Origin of the sequence: Cohnella sp. LGH, from assembly GCF_017671885.1 — a bacterium.
GTDB classification, from domain to species: Bacteria; Bacillota; Bacilli; order Paenibacillales; family Paenibacillaceae; genus Cohnella; species Cohnella phaseoli.
The window spans coordinates 6,096,177-6,120,795 of record NZ_CP072117.1 but is presented as its reverse complement, the minus strand read 5'-3'; the positions used below and the strand labels follow the sequence as shown (position 1 = coordinate 6,120,795).

Here is a 24,619-nt window from a genome sequence, read left to right as displayed (position 1 = left end):
TATTACGTCGAAATCAAACGAATGATAAGGATCCGGGAGTCCGGTTTTTGTGGCATTTTGCCATAAAAAATTGAAAAGTGTCGAAAGTAAGCTGTACCCAGCCTGTCCGGCATGTGATAAAATAATTAAGTTAACGCACCGTTATCGCTGGATTAACGGTGTGTAAAATTTAGCCAGGTACATATATGGGAAAGAAGGGCTGTCCGTGTTTCGGAAAAAGGACATTTTTTTTAAGACATTGGAGGAAATGTCGGACATTATCGTGGAGACGGTCGAACATTTCGTCAATGCCGTGAATGGAGACTTCCCGGACGTCGCTGCATTCGCTCGCGAGATGAAGGAATTTGAGCATCGTGGGGACAAGTGTACGCACATTATTCTCACCGAGCTTAACAAAACGTTCATTACGCCGATCGAGCGCGAAGATATTATGGAGCTGATCAAGAAGCTGGACGACGTGCTGGACGGCATCGAGGCTTGCGCTTCTCGCTTCGAGATGTACCAGATTACGAAAGCCGACCCGTACATCCGCAAATTCGGCGATTGCCTGAAACGGAGCGCGCAGGAAATTAAATCGGCGATCTATCTGCTCAGTCAGAAGAAGCTGCTCGCGATGCAGCCGCATTGCGTCAACATCAACGAGCTGGAGAACGAAGGCGACGACCTGATGCGTCAGGGGATCAAGAATCTGTTCGTGAACGTTTCCGATCCGATCGAGCTCATCAAGCACAAGGAAATTTACGAGCGGCTGGAACAGACGACCGATTCGTGCGAGGATGTCGCGAATACGCTGCAATCCATCATTATGCGCAATTCTTGATCGGCGCAAGCGGGGACGGAATAGAATATCATGGATTATACCTTACTGATAGTTGTCATTATCGTTGTGCTGGCCTTGGGCTTTGACTTCATCAACGGGTTTCACGATACGGCCAACGCGATTGCGACGTCCGTATCGACGCGCGCCTTGACGCCGCGGAGGGCGATTATCCTCGCATCTACGATGAACCTGGTTGGAGCCTTAAGCTTTACGGGAGTTGCGAAGACGATCGGAGGCAAGATTACCGATCCGTTTAAGCTGGAGCACGGGCTAACGGTCGTTATCGCGACTTTGATTGCGGCCATAGTCTGGAATCTGATCACATGGTGGGTGGGCATTCCCTCGTCCTCTTCCCATGCGCTGATCGGAGCGCTGGCTGGAGCGGCGATCGCATCGGAAGGCTGGAGCGGGATTAACTACTCGGGCTTTTCGTCCATTTTGCAGGGGCTTATCCTGTCTCCATTCATCGCTTTTGGCCTTGGTTTCATTATTATGTTCGTGTTGAAGCATCTTTTCGCCAATTCCAGTCCTCATCGCGTGAACAAGCTTTTCCGCGGCGGTCAGGTGGTTACTGCGGCGTTCCAATCGTTCACGCACGGCACGAACGATGCGCAGAAGGCGATGGGTATTATCACGATGGCGCTAGTGGCCGCGAACATCCAGTCGGATCTGGAAATCGCGCTGTGGGTTAAGCTGTCCGCAGCATTGGCGATGGCGCTCGGAACCTCGTTGGGCGGCTGGAAGATCATTAAGACGATGGGGACGAAAATCTTCAAGATCGGACCGATCAACGGCTTTTCCGCCGACTTGGCTTCCGCCTCGGTTATTCTCGGCGCAACGTTGACTCATTTCCCGGTAAGTACGACCCATGCGATCACATCGTCGATTCTGGGCGTCGGCTCGGCGAAGAAGTTTTCCAGCGTCAAATGGAGCATGGCCGGCCGGATCGTACTGACCTGGCTGATTACGATTCCGATCGTCTCCGTCGTGGCGGCGCTTATCTATTATGTGTTGGCACTATTCATGCATTAAATCCGATAACCCGAACCTGAACGTTCGAGATTGCTACAATGGAATAAAGAAGCTGTAATCTTTGTCCAGTCAGGAGGACCTTCTATGCTTGCGTATACGGAACAAGCGAAACCGACTGTCGAGCTGCTGAAGGAATTTCTCGCAGGCAATCCGGCGTATGCAGGAGAGAAGCTGATTTTCTCCGGCGTCGGTCATCGCGATGTGTATAATATTAGCGCTCCGTTCCTTGATCGGGGGGAGCGAGTTATCGCCGGACGCGTAGAGGACCGCGATAAGGAGTCCTCCGAGGTGATGTTCTTCGTCGAACGTCAAGGCAAGTGGGTTCCGCGGAACGGGGCTCCGGTGTTCGCGCTTCAGGATCCGTTTTTCACCTTTATTGGCGAAGAATTGGTGTTCGGCGGGGTTGAGGTGTATTTCGACGGGGATGATCCGCATTATGTGACTTCCTGGCGCACCGTGTTTTATCGCGGCTATTCCATTGACGATCTTGTCCCTTTTGCTAAAGGGCCGCTAACGATGAAGGACATTCGTCTGATCCAACGGGAAAACGGACGTATCGGCGTATTCACTAGGCCGATGATGGTCGACGGCGCTCGCGCGTTGATCGGCTATGCGGAAATCGATTCGTTGGACGGCTTGACGGAAGAGGCGATCAACGAGGCCCATCTGCTGCGCCAGCAGTTTCTGCCCGACGAGTGGGGCGGTGCGAATGAAGCGCATCTTCTCAAGGGCGGACTGATCGGCGTGCTGGGCCATATTGCCTGGATGGAGGAATTCAATATCCGGCACTATTACCCGATGGTTTTCGCGTTCAATCCGGAAGATTATCGCTATACGCCGATCAAGCTGATCGCGACAAGGGCGATGTTCCAGGACGGCCCGGCCAAACGACCGGATCTGCAGGACGTCATTTTCAGCGGTGGAATTGTACGGCATGAGGATGGAACCGCCTCCCTGTATACCGGAGTCAGCGATGCCGAGGCGCACGCGATTCGAATCCCGGATCCGTTCCTGGAATATGAGAGCTAAAAAGAAGAAGAGGCTAATCCCGAGCTGAGGAAAACCGGGGAATAGCCTCTTTTAAGTTTCCGTTAACGCCGCCGTTTGGTCGGCCGCCGTTTGTTGCTCGTTCTCCGCGGCGTGGAGCGCTTGGTCGTCCTTCTGCGGGAGGGGGTCCTGCCGGTGGTGGCTGCAGCCGCCTTGCCCCCTTTGCTCATAAAAAGCTTGAGCATAGGAGCGACCTGCTGCATCGTGGACATAAATTTCTGGACCTTTCCCATCGTCGAGATGACCCCTTCGATGCCTCCCATACGTTCGAACATCGCTTTCAGATCTCCAATATTGGAGATGCCAAGATTGGAGAGGTTGAAGGGGAGGGCGCTTTTCGTTGCGGTAGCCGCTGCTTGTACGGGAACAACCGCATCATCTATGACGGCCGGAGGGCCGGAGAACCCGCCGTCAATGCCGGGGAAAACGTTCTGTCCGAAATCAGGACCCCAGCCATGCAGAGAGGGAGGCTGCGGATCGGTCATAGGATCACACCCTTTCTACTACCCTAATCTATGCCGGGCTGGAGCCTTCGGAATGGACGAATGCCCGCGCCCAGGGGAAAATTGCTCAGGTTGAACTCAAACCTTTTACCTCTGTGATGCGTGAATACGCTAACGCTTGAACTGTCGGCCGTTACACAGTACAATTAAACCAAAGCAAGATTGAGGCGTTGCGCTTCTCGACAGGCGCTTAGGCCGCGTCGTCCAGCCCAGCGGATCGAGGAAAGGGTGCGAGCGTATGCAACTGAAGAAGCTGAACGATAAATCTATAGATCAACTTTTCGAAGCGATTTTGACGCTGAAGAGCGTGGAGGAATGCTATGTTTTTTTCGACGATCTGTGCACGGTGAATGAGATTCAATCGTTGTCTCAGAGACTTGAGGTAGCGCGGATGCTCGGCAAAGGCAACACCTACAACCAGATCGAGCTGGAGACGGGGGCGAGCACGGCGACGATCTCCCGCGTGAAGCGTTGTCTGAACTACGGCAACGACGGGTACAAGCTGGCTCTGGAACGTCTCGGGCGTTTTGGTAATGACGGGGCGGCGGAATAGAGGATTTGATCTGCGTTTAATAGGGATACGAGAACAAAAAGTTGTTTGCTCTTTAACAGGGCGGGCAGCTTTTTTTGTGGAAATGTAATTTTGAAAAATTAAAATTTTTGTATTTTCATTTTTAAGAACAATCATATAAGATGCAAGTATCTTAACTGAAATTTAATTTTAGAAAGGCACGAATTTCGACCAATTATTAATCGGTTTTGACGCTCCCGGTCTCAATACGCTTTATTTAGATAGAACCTTGAAATGCGCCAATTTAATTCAAGCCTATTCAAGAACGAACCGGATTGCGGATATGGAGGGTGACGGGTGGCGGATTTTCAGCAGATGATGCGGATTGGAGGTCGTGATGAAAGAAATACAATTTCTAATGTACGATGCCGATGAAAGAGTCGAGGTTCTTGTTCAGGATGAAACGATTTGGGCGACTCAGAAGGTTATTGCCCAATTGTTCGGTGTCGATAGAACATCCATTTCTCGTCATTTGAAAAATATTTTTGAGACGGGTGAGCTTGAGGAACAAGTGGTTAGTGCAGAAATTGCACATACCACTCAGCACGGTGCAATTGAAGGGAAAACCCAAACAAAACCAGTGAAATATTATAATCTGGATGCCATCATCTCAACAGGCTATCGTGTAAATTCGCAAAAGGCAACGAAGTTTCGGATATGGGCAACGGATGTCTTAAAAGAGTATATTCTAAAAGGCTTCAAAATTGATGTTGAACGTATGAAACAAGGCGAGAATGCTTTTGGCAAGGATTATTTTCGTGAATTGCTTGAAACGGTTCGTTCCATTCGAGCAAGTGAACGACGGATATGGCAACAAATATCAGATGTTTTTGCGGAAATTTCATATGATTATGATCGGAACGCAGAGATCACCAAGAAGTTTTATGCGACAGTGCAAAACAAGTTTCATTATGCGATTACTGGCAAAACTGCTGCGGAAATTGTATATGATAGTGCCGATAAAGACAAAGAATACATGGGGCTTACTTCTTGGAAGAACTCTCCAGATGGGCGAATTCTACAATCCGACGTCGTCGTTGCGAAAAATTATTTGACGGCAAAGGAAATTCGCAGCTTGGAGCGTAACGTCTCCGCTTATTTTGACTATGTAGAGCGTCTGCTCGAAGATGAAGTTTTATTGGGCATGCAGGACTTTGCGACAAGTATTGATGAATTCCTGAAATTCAACCGCTATGAAATCTTGGACGGGAATGGACGTATTGCACAGAGCACAGCTAAGGAAAAGGCAATCGGCGAGTACAAAGAATTCAATAAGCATCAAAAAATAGTCTCAGATTTCGATAGAGAAATCAAGAAGCTACAGGGAGAGCAGAAATGAGCGAAAATAAAGAGAATGTTCCTAAGGTAAGGTTTCCTGGGTTTTATGGGGCGTGGGAGGCTCGGAGGTTGGGGGAGCTATACACGGAGAGAAACAAACGAGGGAATGATTCGTTACAGATACTTTCTGTTTCCATCCATCATGGTACTTAGAACGAAGAATTGGACAGTAAGGCTTTAGGAAATTACAGCTTTCTTCACCCAACTCGACAACCTCATCACCCTTCATCAGCGTAAGTTAAGGCCAATGATGAGGGTTAGCTTAAGCCAGATAATGAACGCATGACGATATCGATGTCTTTATTTTTAAGTTTTTGGATGATGTGGAGGTATGTTTTCTGAGTCGTGGTCATGCTCGCATGTCCAAGCCGTCGTGCCACACTCGCAATGGAGACACCTGCAAACAATAGAAGCGATACATGTGTGTGCCGCAAGCCGTGGATTGAAATGTTGGGTACTTGGCTTTCTCGCATAAGCGAGTCAAGTGAGGGACTAATTTGACCAACCATTGATGCGTCATCAAATATTTAGCCATTGTAACTCACCGTATGGCCCCTTCTTTGTAAACCGTAATCCAGCGTTTGTAGTAAACGTGAAACAGTTCGTCTTTAATCGGGTGTTCTGACATGATGATTTCCTCCCTGTGATTTACTCACTTACGGCTCACGCGCATCTACAATTCGTTGGGCTTATATAGGGGCCCAAGCTCCATTGTGAAGGCGGGGAGGAGGAGGCTCTAAAGCCAGCTATTGTGCGATTTCGTCGATCTATGCTGGTGAGAGTGAGCGTTCAAGACGAAGTAGAGCAGCGAGAAGAGATTCTTCTCCGGCAATGTGCCAGATCGCAAACAACTCAATCCAAACGGACTTTTGTACCCGAGGGAGAGGCTCAGCCTGGCCTTGGCATAGTAACAGAGACCGAAGTTGAGCTTCCTGCCGAATTCGACGCTTCTCCCATCTACGAAGCCAGCGCCATAATTTTTTTTCGGCGTAGCTGCCTCCGGTCGCGCTTAGCGGCTCTTCGGCGATCTCGGTTAGGCTTCGCTGCTCGCAGCTTTGGAGGATGACTTCTTCTTTGATGTCCACAGCCGTCTGGTGATGCGTCTCGACAAAGTCGGGCAACAGGCTCATCGTTTTGTTGCAGACAGGACAGACAACCCGGAGCACCGGAATCGTCTACCGTTGCATGCGCGTAAACACTGTCCGCCAGAACTGGCCATGGCGATGAGGACGTCGATTGGAGGAGCAAAGCCCAAAGCGTTGGGGGCGCTCTCACCCCGGAAATTCCTCTTCGATTTGCTTCAAATATGCTTTTATCACGATAGAGACATCCATTAAGAGTCTCTCTGTTCCACTCGCGCTGCCGTCAATTATAGACGCTTCGTACTGTCACCGTACATATAAAGATGCCAAAAAATCATATTGCTAGCACCAAAAAAAGTAAGCTATGCTAGAGGAAGCTTATTCCAATTCAGCGTCGGCGCAATCGGGGGAGAATCTATGCGCTTCTGGCAGTCTGTCCGCTTCAAGATCGTCGTCGGCTTTTTTCTGGTGCTGCTGCCTATTGCCGCCTTCGTTATCTACAACAATCTGTATGCAATACGCGTCGTAAAGGAACAGGTCTCGTCCCATTACAACATTATGCTGACCGAGTATGTGCGCAACAACGACAAGAGTATGCTCGACTACTACCACTACTTGATCAATCTGGAGCGGGAGCAGGAGATTCAAGCTTTGCCGCTGCTGGAGACATCGAGCGACGAGTACACGCTGTCCAAAACCCGGCTGCACGAGAAGCTGGCGATCGATTCAATTTTTTACAGCTCGCTGATCGATACTTTTTTTGTCTACTCGGATAAGGCCGGAGAGCTCGTATATGCAACGCAATACGTATACAATTCACTGGAGAAGCTCGACCTCCTGTCGGCCTGGGCGAAGGAGAACGTGCCAAAGGGCGTTCCCGATCAAGAGCGCCAGTGGGAGCTGATGAGAATCGCCGGGCAGACATTCCTGATGAAGACGCACGACCTCGGCTTCAAGATAATCTCCGGAGCGCTCGTCCAGGCGGAGGCGCTGCAGAGCGTCATGAACAACTTCGACGTCGGTCAGGACGGTTCGGCTTTCTTGCTGGATTCCGGCGGCAACGTTCTTACGGAGGTCGAGTATGCGCCGCTTAAGGACGCCGGCTTTATGGCCAAGCTCAAAGACCTGAACGGAGTGGAAACCGGGCTCGTCTATAACGGCCAATCGTATATCGTTCTGTCTCAGCCGTCCCAATACGCCGACGTTCGGTATACGCTGGTGATGAATGAATCTTATATTCTGAAAAATCTCCCGTTTTTCCAAAAGGTGCTCAACTTCTGGATGCCGCTGGCGCTGGCGATTATTCTGTCGATCTATTTGCTGTTCCTTCAGCGGGTCATGTTCCAGCCGTTCGTGCGCCTGATCCGCGGTATGCGCAAGCTGGGCCAGGGACAGTTCGATACCCGTCTGCCGGCGCTCGCCGCCAGCAGCGAGTTCAGCTTCTTGTCGGGAACGTTCAACAAGATGGCCGAACAGATCGAGAGTCTTAAGATCGACGTCTATGAGGAGCAGCTGCGGCTGCAACGGGCGGAGTATAAGCATCTGCAAATTCAGATCAATCCTCATTTCTATATGAATAGCCTAAATATTATCTACAATCTGGCCGCTTTGAAGGATTTCAAGACGGTGCAGAAGCTGTCGCTGCATTTGGCCGATTATTTTCGGTTTCTGATGCTTGGGCATCGAGCTGTCGTCCGGCTTGAGGATGAAATTCGCCACATCGAGCACTATCTGGAAATCCAGAAAATCCGTTACGTCTCTAAGCTGGAATACGAGATCGACGTACCCGAGGAGTATATGAGTTGGGAGATTGCCCCGCTGATGCTGCAGCCCTTCATTGAGAACAGCGTCATTCACGGGTTAAACAAGCGCAAGCAAGACGGCACGCCATTCCGAATTGTCATCCGCTGCGAGGATGATGACGATGACGACGAGTCGGGGACGTATGCGCTGTTGCGGATCGAAGACAACGGACCGGGCTTTCCGGAGACGATGCTTGCGGAGCTGAACGGTTCGGCCTATGTCGCGCAAACCGTCTCCAATCATCTGGGCATCTGGAACGTGCTGCGCCGTTTCAAAATGCTGTTCGGAGGCAAGGGCGCCATCGTATTCGGCAACGGAGAGAAGAACGGGGCATGCGTGCTGGTGAAGCTGCCGAGGGAGCGGGACACTTCGTTCGAGCTTGAGGAGAAGAGTGCCGCCGCCGCGGCGAAGGAGGAGGAGTCCGATGCTGACAATGCTGGTCGTTGACGACGAGCTGTACGCTTTGAAGGGCATTACCCAAGGGATCGATTGGAGCGATCTGCCGATCGGAACGATTCTCGAAGCGGAGAGCGTTGCCGAGGCGAAGGCCCATATCGAGCGGCAGACGGTCGACCTGCTGATCTCCGATATTGAGATGCCGGAAGCTAACGGCCTAGAGCTGCTCCGCTATATTCGCGAAGCGAGCCCGCAGACGCTGACGGTGTTCTTGACCGGGCACGCCCGATTCGAATATGCGCAAGAAGCGCTGCATATGGGCTGTTTCGATTACGTGCTGAAGCCGATCGATCACGATGTGCTGAAGGGCATCGTCGCCCGGGCAATCGAGGAGGTAGAGCGCCGCAGAGAGCAGGCCGACTTCGAGAAGAAGCTGGACGACTATCGCCGCCAATGGGTCAGTCAGCTGCCGATTCTGGTCGACCGCTTCTGGCGCGAGCTGCTGGAGGGGCGATTTGGCCGGTCGCAGGAGAGGCTCGACCGAGAGTTTGCTCAGCTCGACATTCCGCTGACGGCGGAGAAGGGGCGGGTACTGCCGATTCTGCTTAGCGTGGAGCAGTGGGACGTCGAGCTGGATTCCCGCGACGAGAGCATTATGGAGTATGCGCTGCGCAAAGCGGCGGCGGAGACGATCATGGGGGAGAAAGCCGGAACGGTGGTGCAGGACCCCGGGGAGTTCAGTCTGGGCCTCCTGTACTTGGGCGAATCGGACACTCCCGATCGGCAGGCGCTGATGGGAAGATGCCGGCAGTTCGTGCAGGCGTGCCGCGATTATTTTCATTGTCGCGTGTCCTGCTATATCGGAAGTGTGGTTAGCGTGGGTGAGTTGCCGGCCGCCGTTGAGAGGTTGCTGCAGCTTGAACGCGCCAACGTCACCGCTTCGCAGGTCGTGATCGATGCTGCCGTTGGTGGTGAAGAGGCCCAGGGAGGGCAGGCCATTGCTTTGCCTTCTTTTCTGGAATGGGGCACATTGCTGGACAACGGCCGTCAAGACGAGCTGGTCCGGGCGATCGAGGCGACTGCCGATCAATTCGCGCGGGAGGCCGCGGGGAGGGAGACGCTGGAGCTGTTCCGCTACGGGCTGCTTCATCTGCTCTATCAAGCCGCTTTCCGAGCCGGGGTATCGATCTATGAGGCGCTGGACCCGTCGGACCTGGGAGATTCCCAGGCGATCCGATCCCCGCTAGCGCTGAAAACGTGGTCGGTGCGCGTCGTGCGCAAATGCGCGGAGGCGTTCCAGGACAAGATGAGAGATTCGTCGGCTATTGTGGCGAAGGTGCAGTCGTTTATTCAGGACAATCTGCAAGCGGAATTGAATCGCGACGATATCGCCCGTTCGGTATTTCGCAATCCGGCCTACGTGTCTCGGCTGTTCCGCAAGGAAACCGGACTGTCCCTCACCGACTACATTACACAGTGCCGGATCGAGCGGGCCAAGCGGCTGCTGGCGGAGACGAACGACAAGATTAGCCGGATCGCCGAGGATTTAAGCTATGTGCACTTCTCCTATTTCGCCAAGCTGTTCAAGAAGATGACGGGGCTGTCCCCGCAGGAATATCGCAAGAAGCACCAGATTATGCGTTAAGCGCATCCCCCGCGTCTGTCCGACGACTCGCTGTTACTGGCGAATCCGGACGGCGCGGGGGATTTTTGTTTTAACTGGCTCTATCGTCTCCGCAAAGGGAGGGGGCTTATAAGCAGAATTGCTTGATCGATATAAAGAAGGGGGAGCTCCTGGGGACCTAATCATGATCCATGACACATCCGGATTTCCAGTAGCTGCCCATATATTCATCGAAGACGCTTTAGAGACATACACCCCTTTGGTTTTGAGCGCTTTGTACGGCTTTCTGTATAAACGTCCGTCGTTTACACATTGAGTCACTTTGTACGATTTTCCATACAAACGTCCGCCATTTGGGCCTGATCCGAGCTGCTCTGTACGATTTTTCGTACAAATGTCCGCCATTTGAGCCCGGTCCGAGCTGCTTTGTACGATTTTCCAACTAACTTCCCTCGCGGAGGTTTCTTCGTAGGGCGTAAACTCACGTGTGCAATAGGGGCGCCGCAAAAAAAGACAGCCCTTTGGGCCATTACGAAGCTTTTCCGCCTCGAAAAGTCACTAAAGTGCTATGTAGGTCATGTCAGTAGATAGATGGGGGAGGACGGCGCGCGCTAAAATGAGGACACAAACAAAGATTGCCAATATGCATAAAGGATTGTGATAGGGATGGAGCAAGCTTCCGCAGCTGCGCAAACGCCGTCGACAAGGCCGGCTCTGCGCAAGAAGCCGGCAAGGCTTGGGCGGGGACATTTTCGCCGATTCGGCGCCTTCTACGTGATGATGGCCCCGACGATCGTGTTTCTGCTCATCAACAACTATATTCCGATGGTGGGCTCTCTAATCGCCTTCAAGAACATCAAGTTCGCACCCGGAGAAACGCTGTTCGAGAGCTTCCTGCGCAGCCCCTGGGTCGGCCTGTTCAACTTCGAATTTCTGTTCAAGACGTCTGACGCCTGGCTCATTACGAGAAATACGGTGCTGTACAACGCGGTGTTTATCGTACTGAATACGGTCATCGGCATCGCGTTTGCGATCATGTTCAACTCGATGAGGAATCGCTGGCTCGCCAAGTTCCATCAGACGACGATGTTTCTTCCGTTTTTTATGTCGATGGTCATTGTGAGCTATCTGGTGTATGCCTTCCTGAACAACGAGCTGGGGCTGATGAACAAGGTGATCCTCCCGCTGTTCGGCGCGAATGCTGTCGAATGGTATAGCGATCCGAAGTGGTGGCCGCTCATTCTGCCGCTGGTCAACACCTGGAAGGGAATCGGCTATTACGCGATTATCTTCATGGCGGCGATCATCGGTATCGACGACGAGTATTACGAGGCAGCGACGATAGACGGAGCCTCCAAATGGAAGCAGATTACCGCAATTACGATCCCGCTGATCCGTCCGGTTATTATCGTTATGGTGCTGCTGCAGGTGGGGAGAATTTTCAACGCGGATTTCGGTCTGTTCTGGCAAGTGACCCGCAACGCCGGGGCGATCTACGATACGACGCGCGTTATCGATACGTATGTGTACCAGAGCTTCATCAACGCAGGGGATATCGGCATGTCGTCGGCGGCCGGACTATATCAAGCCGTGGTTGGATTCTTGCTCGTGTTTACGGCCAACCTAGTCATCCGCAAAATCAGCAAGGACGATGCCCTGTTCTAGAAAGCATTAGGAGGATTCCATATGGCACAAGCGGCCGCACAGTCTGATCTTAAGCTGGCCAAGCAAGTCTCGGGAGGCGCGAACTTCGCGATCAATTCGTTCTTCTGGATCTACACGTTTCTATGCGTGTTTCCGTTGATCGTCGTCGTCATCGCCTCGTTCACGGACGAGAATACGATTCTGATTAACGGCTACAGTCTCCTTCCGGAAAAATGGAGCCTTGGCGCATACGACTTCCTGCTCAAGGATTGGCAGGCGATTGTGAAGTCGTACGGGTTTTCGATACTGTTGACGGTGCTCGGTACAGTGATCGGTCTGGCGATGATGGCGCTGTACGCGTTTCCCATCTCCCGCAAGGATTATCCGCATCGTAACTTTTTCTCCTTCTTCATGTTCTTTACGATTTTGTTTAACGGCGGACTTGTCCCCTTCTATCTGGTCTATACGCAGGGGCTTCATCTTCAGAACACGCTGCTCGTACTCATGATGCCCTATTTTATAAGCGGATTTTTCGTTCTGCTCATTCGTACGTTTTTCTCCAATTCGATTCCGAAGGAGCTGTACGAATCGGCTAAGATCGACGGAGCGGGGGAGTGGCGCATCTTCTTCACGGTCGTGCTGCCGCTTTCGCTGCCGGTGCTCGCCACAGTGGGTCTGTTCACGACGCTGACCTACTGGAACGACTGGTTTCTCAGCTTGCTGTTCATTACCGACTCCGAATCGGTCGTCAGCATTCAGTTCCGGATGTATAAGACGCTGCTCGACATCCAGTATCTGAGCGCGAACGCCGCGGCGTATTCGGCCCTTGCGGCGAACGATCCGAACTTCACAATGCCGGGAGAAACGGCCCGGATGGCGATGGCGGTTGTCGGGATCGGACCGATTATATTCGCTTATCCGTTCTTCCAGCGGTATTTTGTGGCAGGATTAACGGTGGGCGCCGTCAAAGGTTAGAGGCGGGATGGGTAACTGTGGCTTCTACCGGTTTACCGGCCGGTTGAGCATAAATTTATTAATCAAGAAAAGGGAGGCACCACCATGTTCAGAAAGAGCAAGTCCTGGGCACTGATGCTCGCGGTTGTCATGACGTTGTCCGTCGTTCTTGCAGGCTGCGGCGGCGACAACAACAATAAGGAAGGCGCATCGCCGTCCGCTTCCTCTGCTTCTCCATCGGCATCTCCATCGGCATCTCCGTCGGAATCCGCTGCGCCGTCCGAGTCTGCGGCTGCGTCCGAAGGCATCGATGTCAGCAAGCTGGAGCCTGTCGAATTGACCTTGTACTTCCCGGGAACCCCGCCGAAGGACGAGAAGAAGGTCGAAGAGAAGATCAACGAATATTTGAAAACGAAAATCAACGCCACGCTGGACATTCGTATGCTCGACTGGGGACAATACGATCAGAAAATGAACCTGTACGTCTCCGGACGGGAAGTGATGGATATCATTTTCACAGCGGCATGGAACGGTCACGCGACCAACGTAGGTAAAGGCGCTTATCTGGCGCTGAACGAAGGGCTGCTGGACGAATACGGCAAGGGCATCAAGAGCGTCGTCTCCCAGGCGATTCTGGACGGCGCGCAAATTAACGGCAAAAACTACGGCGTTCCTGCACTGAAGGAGATGGCGGAGCAAGGCGGCATTCTGTTCCGTACGGATATTGCCGATGAGCTGGGGCTGACCGAGAAAATTCAGGCGGTGAAATCGCCGGCCGATCTCATCCCGATCCTGGAGGAAGTGAAGGCGAAGAAGCCGGACTGGACGCCGCTGTACGTGAAGGACGGAGAAAATCTGAATTCCCACTACATGAACAAGTTCGACTTCTTCGGCGACACGAAGCTGGAAGGCGTCGTACTGAAGGACGGCACCGACACGACGATCAAGCCGGCGATGGAGTATCCGGTGTATAAGGATTATTTGAACATCGCTCGCGAAATGTTCACGAAGAAGTTGGTTAATTCCGATGCCGCAACTTCGCAGCTGTCGCCTACGGACGCTTTGAAGAAGGGCAACGTCTTTATGGTCGTCTCTCCGCTTAAACCGGGCAAAGACGCCGAGATGGCCGCTGCGGCCAACCTGCCAGGCAAAATCGGGCAAGTCGGCATCACATCGATTACGACTTCCACGGGCGAGACGACGGGCTCGATGCTCGCAATCTCCTCGACATCGAAAAATCCGGAGCGCGCGATGATGTTCATCGACCTGCTCTATACGGATAAGTACCTGAACAACCTGATCAACTTCGGCATCGAAGGCGAGCACTACACGCTGAACGGCGAAGTGATGTCCGACGCTCCGGGCAAGGCGAACTATATCGCGGGATCCTCGACATGGATGCTCGGCAACCAATTCCTGAACTATATCTGGGATACGGAAGCGACAGACAAATGGGATCAGTTCAAGAAGTTTAACGAAGGCTCGATCAACTCCCCGGCGCTCGGCTTTACGTTCGACGCGGAGCCGGTCAAGACTCAGGTTGCAGCGCTCAAAAACGTGCAGTCGCAATACGCCCCGGGTCTTGAGACGGGAGGAGTTGACCCGGCGAAGGTTGAAGAGTACTACAACAAATTGAAGCAAAACGGACTGGACGACGTTATCGCCGAGAAACAGAAGCAGTTGGACGCTTTCTTAGCTTCCAGATAAGTTCGTATAAAATTTTCATGCAGCCGTCAGGGAGCTTCCCTGACGGTTTATTTTTAACTGTGGAGGAGATTAGGATAATTACAATTTTGAAATATTCGTTTCTTTCTGTGGAATAATCGTTTATACATTAGGAAAGGGTTTGATTTAAGGCCTGACCGAGACAACTGCATCGGGGCAGGAAGGGAGAGAAGGTAATGATTCGGCGAAATCAAGCGATTAAAATCATTCCCGCTGTCGCCGCGGCATTCGCGCTTGCGGCTTGTACCGGAGGGGACGAAACGCCGGTTTCGCCTCCGCCGTCGGGGATAAGCTCACCCGGGAGCGGAGGAAGCGTCACCGAGACCCCACCGCCAGTCGAGTCGTCCACGGCTCCGGAGCAGAGCTTCCCGACGGAACGTCCGCAGACCGATAGCTTCGAGCTGATGACGGAGGATGGGTATCAGCAGAAATCCGCGACATTGCAGCAAGGAGAGGGATTCTCCTTGTACGTATTCGAGGGATTCAGCTTTGACGCGGCATCTGGTCGTCTAACTCTGACGGACAACACGGATTATTACGTCGATATCGAGCGGCTGTCAGCGAACGACGACTTGGAGTCCGTTCGCAAGTCCGCCGAGGAGGAGCTGAAGGCATTCGGCACTGTCTCCGAGCATAGCGGCGAGCTTGTAGAGCATCCGCTAGGCTATGCCGAGCTGTATCTTCAGTCCACGGGCGAGGACGGAATTCGGGACTATATCGTCTGGGAAGCGGAGGAAGGCGATCGCTATCTGTTCCGCCTTCGCAATCCGAAAGGGGAGGAAGCTTCGGCTTTCGCAGGCCCGACATGGATTACGCTGTCCACCATTCGGGGAGAATAAGAGCAGGCGGCCGCAAGCTAAGCCGGCCCGTTCGTTGCCAATGCGGCGACAGACGGGCCGGCTTTCTCGTCTACGTTGACATTGGCTTAACGTTTAGATAGCATGGATAGAAAGGCATTGCATCGCAGAGAAAGGGGCAGCTCTTAGACTTGGAGAAGAGAGGCTTACTGGTAATTAGTCACGGCTCCAGAGAACACGGCTGGATTGCCCTGGTGGATGAGACGATAGAGGCCGTTCGCTCGCAATTGGGAACGGAGCTGGTCGTGGAAGCTGTGTTTCTTGAACTGGTGGATGGACGGCTTATTCAGGATGGAATTAACCGGCTGCTCGCGGAAGGCGTAACGGAGGCGTTGGTCCTTCCGTTGTTCGTGTCGTCGGGAAGCACTCATGTGGACGAGATCGGCTGGGCGCTCGGAGTATATCCGGAGGCACGGACTGCAACTGAATTGGAGCCGTTCGAGCTTGGCGGGCTGCGCATCGATTACGGGCAACCGATGGGAGAAGCCGCGGAGATCGACAGCATCGTGCTCGATCGATTAATGAGGCTGTCGGAAGAGCCTTCCGAGGAACACGTGCTGCTGATCGGACACGGAAGCGAAGAAGCCGGCTTTCGCGAGAGCTGGGAGCGGGAATTGTCCGGGATCGCGGAACGGGTCAGAGTGCGAGCGGGATTTCATGCCGCTTCGATAGCGTTACTGCTACCTAGCCAAGTCGCCGAACGGATCGATACGATCAGACGCGATCGGCCCGACCTCCGAATATTGGCGGTCGGGTTATTCTTAAGCGAGGGTTATTTTACGAAGACGGTGATCCCCCGCCATCTGGCAAGCTCAGGCGGGCTTGAAGTATGCCGTTATGACGGCGCGGCACTGATGCCGCATCCGCAGGTTGCCGCTTGGGTCGTTCGGCAGGCTCGGGAGTGGTTGGAAGTCCGGGAACGCGGTCTGGAACGGGAAATCGGCAACTAGACGTACAGATAAGTACATATACATAGGTACAAGGGCAAGGCAAAACGGATACGGGAAAATAGGGTAGGGAAAATGAGAGGGGATCCTGTTGGATATCATTCGGGCACGATTAATCTATAATCCGACCTCCGGCCGGGAGGAGGCTAAGCGCAAGCTGGGCGCGATCCTGCAGCGCTTGGAGAAAGGCGGCGTGGAGACGTCCTGCCATGCGACGGAAGGCAAGGGAGACGCGATTCGGGCTGCCGTCGAGGCGTCGGAGCGCGGTTTTGACATGGTTATTTCCGCTGGCGGCGACGGAACGCTCAATGAAGTGGTGAACGGCTTGTCGATGTGCGAGCGCAGGCCGTCGCTGGGCATCCTTCCGCTGGGCACGACGAACGACTTCGCGCGTGCGCACGGCATTCCGCGGAAATGGGAGGATGCTTGCGATCTGATTACGCGGCGCTACACGAAGCCGGTCGACGTCGGGCAGGCGAACGACCGTTACTTCATTAACATTGCCGGCGGCGGTTCGCTAACCGAACTGACGTACGAGGTTCCAAGCAAGCTGAAGACGATGGTCGGACAGCTGGCCTATTATATGAAGGGATTGGAGAAGATCACGCGTCTCCATCCGACTCGCATGCAGATCAGGGCCGAGGGTATCGGCGAGTTCGACGAGGAATTTATGCTGTTCCTGATCGCTAACAGCAACTCCGTAGCAGGCTTCGACCGTCTGGCTCCGCACGCAAGCACCTGCGACGGCGTATTCGACGTGCTCGCTCTGCGCAAATGCAACCTGCCGGAGTTTATTCGCCTTGCGACGATCGTGCTGCGCGGGGAAGAGATTTTGGAAGACCCGCATATCATCCATTTCCAGACGAACCGAGTCGAGGTCGATTCGGACGATCGCGTACAGCTGAACGTGGACGGCGAGTTCGGCGGCACGCTTCCTTGCTCGTTTAATCTGCTGCCTTCTCACCTCAACGTCATCATGGACGAGTCCGGAGAATCCTCTTATAGTAAGCATGGCGCAGGGCGGGCGCTTCAGCTATGAGGAGCGGTAAGGGAAGAGGGAATGAGATGAAGTCGGGGCGCGGAGCGTCGGGGAAGCATAGCCTTGGCGGCAAGGGCAACGGAGGCAGTAATGGCGGAGCCAAAGGCAGGCGCTTTGACGATCGCGGCGGTAGAGGTAGCGGGACCAGAGGGAGCGGGTCGCGCACTCCATCTTCGACGCTTGCTGGTGTTCCGGTTCAGGTTGGGCAGCGGATCGAGAGCGACATCGTCGGATTGACGCATGACGGAGAAGGGGTTGGCCGAGTAGAGGGCTATACCCTTTTTGTTCGTGGTGCGCTGCCTGGAGAACGGGTGCGTGCAGAGGTGCTGAGCATCGGCAAATCGTTCGGCCGAGCTCAGATGACGGAGATTGTAGATCGAGGCACGGGACGACGAGTTGAACCGCCTTGTCCAATCCACGACACATGCGGCGGCTGCCAGCTTCAGCATCTAGACTATCAGGAGCAGCTCAAGTGGAAGCGACAGCATGTTGTCGATAATTTGCAGCGGATCGGGAAGCTGCAAGTGGCTGGGGATCAATCGGGAACGGGTGCAGAGGCTTTAGGCGATCGCTCGGCTGTTATCGTCCATCCAACGATTGGGATGGACGAGCCTTGGCGCTATCGAAATAAAGCTCAGGTTCCGATTGGTCATGGCGAAGGCGGCTTGATCGGAGGCTTCTACGAGATGGGTAGCCACGACATCGTCGAGATGGATTCGTGCCTTATCCAACAGGAAGAGAACGAAGAAACAGTACGGGCTGTTAAGGAAGCTGCTCGAATGCTGGCAATATCCCCGTACAACCGGGCGATAGGCCGCGGTCTGCTGCGGCATGTCGTTGTGCGCCATGCGCGGACGACAGGGCAGCGAATGGTCGTTCTCGTCACGAACGGCCGCGATATCCCTCACGCTCAGGAGCTTGTCGAGTTAATCCGGGAGCGGGTTCCCGGCATCGCAAGCATCTGCCAGAACATCCAGACGTCCGAGACTCCTGTCGTCTTCGGAGACGAAACCCGTACCCTATGGGGCGAGGACGTCATCTACGACGAAATCGACGGCATTCAATTCGCCATTTCTCCTCGTTCGTTCTTCCAGGTCAATCCCGAACAGACGGTTCGCCTATACGGCAAAGCGGTGGAATACGCCGGCCTTACCGGCAAGGAAACCGTCATCGATGCTTACTGCGGCATCGGCACGATCTCTCTGTTCCTCGCAAGACATGCTGATCGCGTATTCGGCGTGGAGATCGTTCCCGAAGCGATCGAAGATGCTCGCAGGAACGCCACGATCAACGGAATGAATAACGTGGAGTTTGAGGTTGGTGCATCCGAAGTCGTCATGCCCCGATGGCAAAAGGCAGGTATTACACCGGACGTCATCGTCGTCGATCCTCCTCGCAAAGGGTGCGACCCAGCGCTGATTGAGACCATGCTGAAGCTGGAACCATCTCGTATCGTCTATGTTTCGTGTAACCCTTCAACATTGGCACGGGATTTGCGATTGCTGGAGGATGGGGGATATAGGACGGTGGAGGTTCAGCCGGTGGATATGTTTCCGATGACGGGGCATGTGGAGTGCGTGGTGGGGATATGTCGAGTCGATACCTAGAAGTCTATAGTTTTCAGCATTCGGCGAAGTATTTCTCCTTTGTAGAGGATGACGGTGACTATAAGAACAAGGTGTTGAGAGATACGATTAAAGTTTCGGTTGTGCTGGATTTGAAGTGGGTAGATATGACGAGCGATTTTTAACATACAAGGATCAGTATTCTGATACTATTTATGACATGAACGTTGAAAATGAATAAGCGTCAAAACGTTGAAAGACCACCTTGTAAGGAAACAAAGGTGGTCTTTCGTATAACACCTAATTATGCGAACCTTTTTTTGAATTATCAAAAATGCCTGAATCCCTTTCGGGGTATGGCTTTTCCCGCCCTATCGACTTCGCTTTTGTCACTTTGTTTTCGCATAACTTTAATTTTCTCAGCTTAGATATACGAACCAAGCATCTGCAGGTTATGCGCAAAAAAAGAAATACGCACCTTACATTTACTTGATATACGAAGCTGCTGATGAGAGTATAACTAGGTATGATTTATTAGTCAACTATGCGAAATTAACGAATACAAATGCTTTATGAAAAGGATGATTTTAAAGAAGAAAGTAGAATTGCTCTAGACTTTTTATTGCCCGATTAATAGTGATGTTTTTTTAGAAGTCTGTTCGACGAAGATGAATATTCCGGAGCCGTTTGAACCCTGATTCCGGTAAGTGAGAGCCACTTGCTAGGTTGCTTTTTCCGGCTTGACATGAAGCCTCTTCGGGCATGATTTATTGCGATAAGTGCGATATCCTATAATAAGCATATCGCAAGGCAGGCAGCCTATCATGCCCGATCTCCATATAAAGCCTCTTATGAGAATTTAGCGATGGCTCTCGCAAACGGAGTGGCGGCTCAATTTTGTCAGAATATCCACGAAGATGCCTGGTGAACAAAAGTTTAGGCAGCAGCAAATGGATTCAAGCAGGAAAAGGCAGTGATTTTTTAATAAAGTAAATTTTGATCAATTCTTCTTCGGTCTTGGAAGAAATAGATCTGCGGATATTTCGGGCAGCTTTTTTCTCAGCCTGTAGCACTACGAGATTCGTGGTCCGCATGTAAATTGGATGAGTGATAGCAAGATTAGACTCATCCATCAGGTGGTTCTTCACAAAACCTAGCCCCAACAGGTTATCTCACTCAATAACGATGTCAATGACTAAACTTATAGATTTAGTTTAATGATTCAATAAGCCTTACTTGAATTGTGTGAATAATATCCAAGTATTAAAGAACTAATTTCGTTCGGAAATACTTCATAATATATTCTTAAGAAGGAAATTGTTGATTGGTGTCGAATGTCTTCCATAGTCCAAAAGAACTAAGGGGGATTTGAGTTGATTCCAGCTAAATTTCAAAACAGGCATTTCTATCATTTTACGCATGTAGACAACATAGAATCGATACTAGATAATGGTTTGATTTCAACTAATGAAAAATACAAAAAGGAAATTAATCATGTAAATGTTGCTAATCAAGGCATTCAAGAAAGAAGGAGCAGCACTCAGGTTCCTTGTGCCCCTCATGGAAATATACATGACTATGTTCCATTTTATTTTGCTGCGACCAATCCAATGCTACTTTCAGTGCTAAATAGCAAAAATGTAGATCAGATCGATATAGTGTACATCGTTTTAAAGATAAGTAAGTTGAGCAATGATAATGTAGTTTTCACCGATGCTTCAGTTAATACAAAAGTGATACCCAATTTTTTTAATGACCCTCAACACTTAGATAGACTAAACTGGAATTTAATTGATAGCAAGAAATGGAAGACTCCGAGCAAAGATGAATTGCATGCTAGAATGGCAGAGGTTTTGGTACACAAAGAAGTACCGTTAGATTGGATAGAATCTTTTGTTGTCTTTAATAAAACAAGTAAAAAGAAAATTAAAAAGCTTCTCGAGGAAAGAGACTTAGAAAAACCAAAAATTGAATACGAACCATATGATATAAATTTATTTTTCACGAAAGTTTTTTTTGAAGGAAGAAAAAATGAATCATTGATAACAGGTCCTAGGATGTTAAAAGATGAGTACCATGAAGTAATTGATTCTGTAATAGAAGATAGAGCAACAAATACAATTGCAAATCCCTCCTTTCAAACTGTTAAAGATGCTCTTCAAAAGATAAGAAGTAATTTTTGTGTTATACCTGAATTAGAAGGAATAAATAATCTTGAAACGAAGAATGATGTTCATAGTAATAAGGTATGTGAACATACAAAAGATGTAGTTAATCAATTAGTGTCCATTGATCACTATGATAAACTAACTAAAGATGATAAATTAATCGTAAAACTTGCGGCGTACTTTCATGATATTGGAAAAGGACCAAAGTCCAAGTGGAGAGATGGTATACAGCCAGTATATGCAGATCATCCCGCGGATTCACTAAAAATGTTGCACAGAATTCTTGTAAATGAATTCGAAACTCTCTTAGTGAATGAAATAAAATCAATATGTTTGTTAGTAGCTTATCATGATTTGATAGGCGATATAATTGGAAAAGGGAGAAGTGAAAAAGAATTAAGGGATCTGAAATTAACAAAAAGAGAACTAAACATGCTCATCGCAATATCACTAGCCGATATCAAGTCAATAAGTAATTACTGGTATTCTAAAGTGAAAGAAAGTATTCCTCAATTAATAGACAGTCTTTAATATTAGTAGAATTGCTCATGAAATTGGAAGTTTGAACGTAATGTATTAGACGTACTGGAACAATTAACTAAAATTATACAAGAACAATAATGTGAAAAGTAAGGGTATTAAATATCAAACAAAATCCATATAATATACTAGAAAGGAGGGACTTTGATGCTTGAATTTGTTACTGGGGACTTTTTCGATTTTGAAGCGGACATACGAATTAATACTGTAAATTGCGTAGGCGTTATGGGTGCTGGAGTAGCATTAGCATTTAAAAATAGATATCCTGATATGTTCAAAGATTATTTCAAAGCTTGTAAGAATAAAGAGGTTGCACCAGGTAAACCACACGTGTGGATAGAATCAAATTTAATCTCAACTAGTACAATTATAAATTTTCCTACCAAAATTCACTGGAGAAACCCTTCTGAATATGAATACATTGAAAAAGGGTTAGTATGGTTACAAGAGTATTTAATTGACAAAAAAGAAGCAGTTGTTACATTGCCAGCTTTAGGCTGTGGTCATGGGGGGCTTGATTGGACGAAAGTTAAGGAAATGATCGTTCTTTACTTGGCCAACCTAGATGCAAAGATCCTTGTGTTTAATCCTTCTAGTTCAACAAAAAGGATTGAAACTAATGAGTGGACGGATCAACTTGCAAAACATAATGTAATAACCATTCTTCCCAATGATGAAGCTTACCCAAAAGAATTCTTAGGTCGTTCAAGTCAAAACTTTTACTGTATTGGAAATGTAAATCTCCTAAAAGAAAAAAAACTCTCGATTCTAGCAAATAATAGATCATCCGAAAAAGAAGTAACTTCTTTGATAAAAGTAATTGATGAGGTGCCCGTAGAGAGTGCGGTGTTGTTACTAGGCTTGAAAAATAAAAATGACTATGAATTTGCAAGGACCATTTTAGAGAAAGGATTTAGAGCTATTTTTATAATGCCATACGGTATTCTTAAGTTTAAAGATCAGAAGGACTTTCAAATTAATTGGGATGAAGATAAGACCTTGTTGCTTTCGACAACAAAGCCTGACCAAGAGTGGAAAATATATGAGAGCTCTAATGCATTGAAATTCCGGCAAAAACTTGCTAATGTAACAATAATTAATTCTATGGATTTGAACGCAGTAGATTCATTACTCAAGTATTTAAAAAAGCCGTATAACAATATGTATTATATAAACTATTGGTATAGTGAGCAAGAAGTATTTAAAGTATTAAAGGCTTCCAAGATTGGTATCAATAATGCTGGTAAAGCAAATACAGTGCCGCTATTAATAGAACTAGAGAAAAGTCATTGATTTTGCACATAGTGAATACATAAAGAGAGGCTATCCAGTTAATTTGATAGCTTCTCTTTTATTATTTCTACCTGATGAATAAAACTTTGTAGTGTGGAATGTAATCGGGAGTTTTCAGCCAAGTATAGGAAATGAAACGTATGTTTGGAAGGTGGTAGGCACATGGATGTAGAAGTAGATCATGATTTGTATTTTTTGTACCCAAAGAACTATGACTTTAATTAAAGTAGCAGGATGCAAGGGGGTTGCAAATTGATTCGAACTAAACATGGCAGTTATAACGGTGATTCTTGGGAAGAAGCATGCCAATTGTTTCTTAAAAGGAAGTATGAGGCTGAGGGATATCAAGAGATGTCAGCTCATACTCATGGAGATCTAGGAATAGAGGGATTTACTAGAAGTGGTACAGTGTTTCAATGCTATTGCCCAGATGAAGAGTTTGAAAGTAAGAAGCTGTATGAAGCTCAACGTGATAAAATAACAACAGACCTAAACAAACTTTCAAAAAATAAAAGAGAATTGATTAGATATTTGGGAGGAGTGAAAATCAAAAAATGGATTTTTCTCACACCAATCATTAAGAATAAAGAGTTGATCTCTCATTGTCAAGACAAAGCATCGGAATATAGAGGGAAATCAGATTTATTTGATATTTTGGATCAAGAGTTTGATGTATTTGTACAAGATGAAGGTTTTTTTGTAGAAGAATTACTTTATGTTAAAGCTATTCTTAACGAAAAAATAGACATTAATATAGTCGCTCCTAGTGCAGACGAAATTATTAATTGGAAAGAGTGTGAAGCTGAATCCGTAAAAATTCTGTTTTGTAAGATTTCTAAGTTGTTTAGTGGAAGCAGTAATGCTGATGCAATGACTAATAAATATGTTGATCTCGTTATAAGAAATTTGATAAAAGGTCAAAAAGTAATGAATGAATTAAGAGAGAACCATCCTACGTTACTAGAAAAAGTTGTGCGCATTAAAAATAGTATTGAATCTCATCTAGAACAAGAGATATTTTTATCAACTCTTAAACCAAAACAATTTAATAAAGCAATTCAAGAAAAGTATGAAATGGCATTAGGAACAGAATCCTTTAGTCAAATTATTTCATATGCACTTCAGCAAGATGTTATTAGAGAAGCTGAAGCGGATTGGCTAGTACGATGCCCACTTGACTTCGAGGAAGTGATTTAATGGAATTACCATACGAGCTGGCTGAGAAAATTACATTTAAGCGCAGGAAGACTTCAGTATCACCTGAATACAGACCAGTAATTAAAATTGCACAGTTAATATTGGTTTTGTTTTTGTCATCAAGAGGGAAAAGTGCTAATTTGCAAAAATTTCAATTAATTAATTGGGCGTTTAAATCTTCTGATAGAGAAAAAATAGTTGTTGATATAACAATAGATCCACTAATAACTACACCTCTTATTAGTATGGATCCGAGTGTCAACAGAGCGTTGCAATTTGCGGTCGCTGAGAAGTTAATGTCATTCAATAATTCAACAGGAAAATTCACCTTGACTTCTAAAGGTGAAGAATTTGCAGAAGCTATCGTAAATGACAAAAGTGTACTTTTATCTGAAAAGGCACTTTTAAAGAAATTAGGCCAAAGAGTAACTGATAAAGTTATCTCAATACTATTTAAAGAGAGGGCATTCTGAC

Annotated in this window: 20 protein-coding genes and 1 pseudogene; 19 read left to right on the top strand and 2 right to left on the bottom strand. The window is 49.0% G+C overall.

Translation table 11 applies throughout. From position 1 onward, the window contains the following. Positions 1–205 precede the first annotated feature (205 nt). The 3 genes from J4772_RS25610 (at position 206) to J4772_RS25600 (ending at position 2,881) form a co-directional block, all read left to right on the top strand. Entirely contained in the window at positions 206–820 is a 615-nt protein-coding gene (locus J4772_RS25610; protein ID WP_209071953.1) for a DUF47 domain-containing protein, read from the top strand. Positions 821–850: 30 nt separating this feature from the next. Further along, complete coding sequence (locus J4772_RS25605) at positions 851–1,852, top strand: inorganic phosphate transporter (protein ID WP_209071952.1); 1,002 nt, start codon at positions 851–853, stop codon at positions 1,850–1,852. A gap of 84 nt (positions 1,853–1,936) precedes the next feature. Next, entirely contained in the window at positions 1,937–2,881 is a 945-nt protein-coding gene (locus J4772_RS25600; RefSeq protein WP_209071951.1) for a DUF1861 family protein, read from the top strand. Between the two features lie 62 nt (positions 2,882–2,943). On the opposite strand, the gene J4772_RS25595 is transcribed toward J4772_RS25600, so the two are convergent. Further along, positions 2,944–3,384: a phage tail tape measure protein gene (locus J4772_RS25595; RefSeq protein WP_209071950.1), complete on the bottom strand. Its 441-nt coding sequence runs from the start codon at positions 3,382–3,384 to the stop codon at positions 2,944–2,946. 256 nt (positions 3,385–3,640) lie between these two features. Between J4772_RS25595 and J4772_RS25590 the strand changes: the two genes are divergently transcribed. The 3 genes and pseudogenes from J4772_RS25590 to rhuM all read left to right on the top strand — a co-directional run bounded on the left by J4772_RS25590 (position 3,641) and on the right by rhuM (position 5,312). Further along, positions 3,641–3,955 carry a YerC/YecD family TrpR-related protein gene (locus tag J4772_RS25590; RefSeq protein ID WP_116065881.1) on the top strand — a complete coding sequence of 105 codons (315 nt, stop codon included), beginning with the start codon at positions 3,641–3,643 and terminating at the stop codon, positions 3,953–3,955. A 187-nt stretch (positions 3,956–4,142) separates the two neighbouring features. Continuing rightward, positions 4,143–4,247: pseudogene (locus J4772_RS37665) on the top strand (hypothetical protein); the annotation flags it as partial. A 63-nt stretch (positions 4,248–4,310) separates the two neighbouring features. After that, positions 4,311–5,312 carry a RhuM family protein gene (gene rhuM / locus J4772_RS25585; RefSeq protein ID WP_116065880.1) on the top strand — a complete coding sequence of 334 codons (1,002 nt, stop codon included), beginning with the start codon at positions 4,311–4,313 and terminating at the stop codon, positions 5,310–5,312. A 256-nt stretch (positions 5,313–5,568) separates the two neighbouring features. Here rhuM and J4772_RS25580 read toward each other — a convergent pair whose 3' ends face one another. After that, complete coding sequence (locus tag J4772_RS25580; protein WP_247741227.1) at positions 5,569–5,784, bottom strand: tyrosine-type recombinase/integrase; 216 nt, start codon at positions 5,782–5,784, stop codon at positions 5,569–5,571. 1,026 nt (positions 5,785–6,810) lie between these two features. On the opposite strand from J4772_RS25580, the gene J4772_RS25575 reads away from it, so the two are divergent. The 13 genes from J4772_RS25575 (at position 6,811) to J4772_RS25515 (ending at position 24,618) form a co-directional block, all read left to right on the top strand. Continuing rightward, positions 6,811–8,643, top strand: coding sequence for a sensor histidine kinase (locus J4772_RS25575; protein ID WP_209071948.1), 1,833 nt, complete (start codon positions 6,811–6,813; stop codon positions 8,641–8,643). After that, positions 8,621–10,237, top strand: coding sequence for a response regulator (locus J4772_RS25570; protein ID WP_209071947.1), 1,617 nt, complete (start codon positions 8,621–8,623; stop codon positions 10,235–10,237). The genes J4772_RS25575 and J4772_RS25570 overlap by 23 nt, the downstream gene beginning before the upstream one ends. A gap of 645 nt (positions 10,238–10,882) precedes the next feature. Further along, on the top strand, positions 10,883–11,881 hold the full coding sequence (locus J4772_RS25565; RefSeq protein ID WP_209071946.1) for an ABC transporter permease: 999 nt from the start codon (positions 10,883–10,885) through the stop codon (positions 11,879–11,881). Between the two features lie 21 nt (positions 11,882–11,902). Continuing rightward, on the top strand, positions 11,903–12,835 hold the full coding sequence (locus J4772_RS25560) for a carbohydrate ABC transporter permease (protein WP_116065875.1): 933 nt from the start codon (positions 11,903–11,905) through the stop codon (positions 12,833–12,835). Between the two features lie 84 nt (positions 12,836–12,919). Further along, positions 12,920–14,521, top strand: a complete 1,602-nt coding sequence (locus J4772_RS25555) for an ABC transporter substrate-binding protein (RefSeq protein ID WP_209071945.1) — start codon at positions 12,920–12,922, stop codon at positions 14,519–14,521. 194 nt (positions 14,522–14,715) lie between these two features. After that, entirely contained in the window at positions 14,716–15,378 is a 663-nt protein-coding gene (locus tag J4772_RS25550) for a hypothetical protein (protein WP_209071944.1), read from the top strand. A 149-nt stretch (positions 15,379–15,527) separates the two neighbouring features. Next, positions 15,528–16,346: a sirohydrochlorin chelatase gene (locus J4772_RS25545; RefSeq protein ID WP_209071943.1), complete on the top strand. Its 819-nt coding sequence runs from the start codon at positions 15,528–15,530 to the stop codon at positions 16,344–16,346. An 88-nt stretch (positions 16,347–16,434) separates the two neighbouring features. Then, positions 16,435–17,382, top strand: coding sequence for a diacylglycerol kinase (locus J4772_RS25540; protein WP_209071942.1), 948 nt, complete (start codon positions 16,435–16,437; stop codon positions 17,380–17,382). 26 nt (positions 17,383–17,408) lie between these two features. Then, a complete protein-coding gene (rlmD, locus tag J4772_RS25535) occupies positions 17,409–18,989 on the top strand; it encodes a 23S rRNA (uracil(1939)-C(5))-methyltransferase RlmD (RefSeq protein ID WP_209071941.1) in 1,581 nt (526 codons plus the stop codon). 1,331 nt (positions 18,990–20,320) lie between these two features. Further along, positions 20,321–21,646 carry a type II toxin-antitoxin system toxin DNA ADP-ribosyl transferase DarT gene (locus J4772_RS25530; protein ID WP_209071940.1) on the top strand — a complete coding sequence of 442 codons (1,326 nt, stop codon included), beginning with the start codon at positions 20,321–20,323 and terminating at the stop codon, positions 21,644–21,646. Positions 21,647–21,802: 156 nt separating this feature from the next. Next, a complete protein-coding gene (locus J4772_RS25525; protein WP_209071939.1) occupies positions 21,803–22,948 on the top strand; it encodes a macro domain-containing protein in 1,146 nt (381 codons plus the stop codon). 252 nt (positions 22,949–23,200) lie between these two features. Then, positions 23,201–24,145, top strand: a complete 945-nt coding sequence (locus J4772_RS25520; RefSeq protein WP_209071938.1) for a hypothetical protein — start codon at positions 23,201–23,203, stop codon at positions 24,143–24,145. After that, positions 24,145–24,618: a hypothetical protein gene (locus J4772_RS25515; protein ID WP_209071937.1), complete on the top strand. Its 474-nt coding sequence runs from the start codon at positions 24,145–24,147 to the stop codon at positions 24,616–24,618. The genes J4772_RS25520 and J4772_RS25515 overlap by 1 nt, the downstream gene beginning before the upstream one ends. Position 24,619: the final 1 nt, after the last annotated feature.

Excerpts from the sequence above, each read along its gene's own strand:
- J4772_RS25605 (WP_209071952.1), top strand. The coding sequence starts at position 851 with ATGGATTATACCTTACTGATAGTTGTCATTATCGTTGTGCTGGCCTTG.
- J4772_RS25575 (WP_209071948.1), top strand. The coding sequence starts at position 6,811 with ATGCGCTTCTGGCAGTCTGTCCGCTTCAAGATCGTCGTCGGCTTTTTT.
- J4772_RS25515 (WP_209071937.1), top strand. The coding sequence starts at position 24,145 with ATGGAATTACCATACGAGCTGGCTGAGAAAATTACATTTAAGCGCAGG.
- J4772_RS25595 (WP_209071950.1), bottom strand. The coding sequence starts at position 3,384 with ATGACCGATCCGCAGCCTCCCTCTCTGCATGGCTGGGGTCCTGATTTC.
- J4772_RS25550 (WP_209071944.1), top strand. The coding sequence starts at position 14,716 with ATGATTCGGCGAAATCAAGCGATTAAAATCATTCCCGCTGTCGCCGCG.
- J4772_RS25570 (WP_209071947.1), top strand. The coding sequence starts at position 8,621 with ATGCTGACAATGCTGGTCGTTGACGACGAGCTGTACGCTTTGAAGGGC.
- J4772_RS25525 (WP_209071939.1), top strand. The coding sequence starts at position 21,803 with ATGCTTGAATTTGTTACTGGGGACTTTTTCGATTTTGAAGCGGACATA.
- J4772_RS25565 (WP_209071946.1), top strand. The coding sequence starts at position 10,883 with ATGGAGCAAGCTTCCGCAGCTGCGCAAACGCCGTCGACAAGGCCGGCT.
- J4772_RS25560 (WP_116065875.1), top strand. The coding sequence starts at position 11,903 with ATGGCACAAGCGGCCGCACAGTCTGATCTTAAGCTGGCCAAGCAAGTC.
- J4772_RS25580 (WP_247741227.1), bottom strand. The coding sequence starts at position 5,784 with ATGCGAGAAAGCCAAGTACCCAACATTTCAATCCACGGCTTGCGGCAC.
- J4772_RS25555 (WP_209071945.1), top strand. The coding sequence starts at position 12,920 with ATGTTCAGAAAGAGCAAGTCCTGGGCACTGATGCTCGCGGTTGTCATG.
- J4772_RS25600 (WP_209071951.1), top strand. The coding sequence starts at position 1,937 with ATGCTTGCGTATACGGAACAAGCGAAACCGACTGTCGAGCTGCTGAAG.
- rhuM (WP_116065880.1), top strand. The coding sequence starts at position 4,311 with ATGAAAGAAATACAATTTCTAATGTACGATGCCGATGAAAGAGTCGAG.
- rlmD (WP_209071941.1), top strand. The coding sequence starts at position 17,409 with ATGAAGTCGGGGCGCGGAGCGTCGGGGAAGCATAGCCTTGGCGGCAAG.
- J4772_RS25590 (WP_116065881.1), top strand. The coding sequence starts at position 3,641 with ATGCAACTGAAGAAGCTGAACGATAAATCTATAGATCAACTTTTCGAA.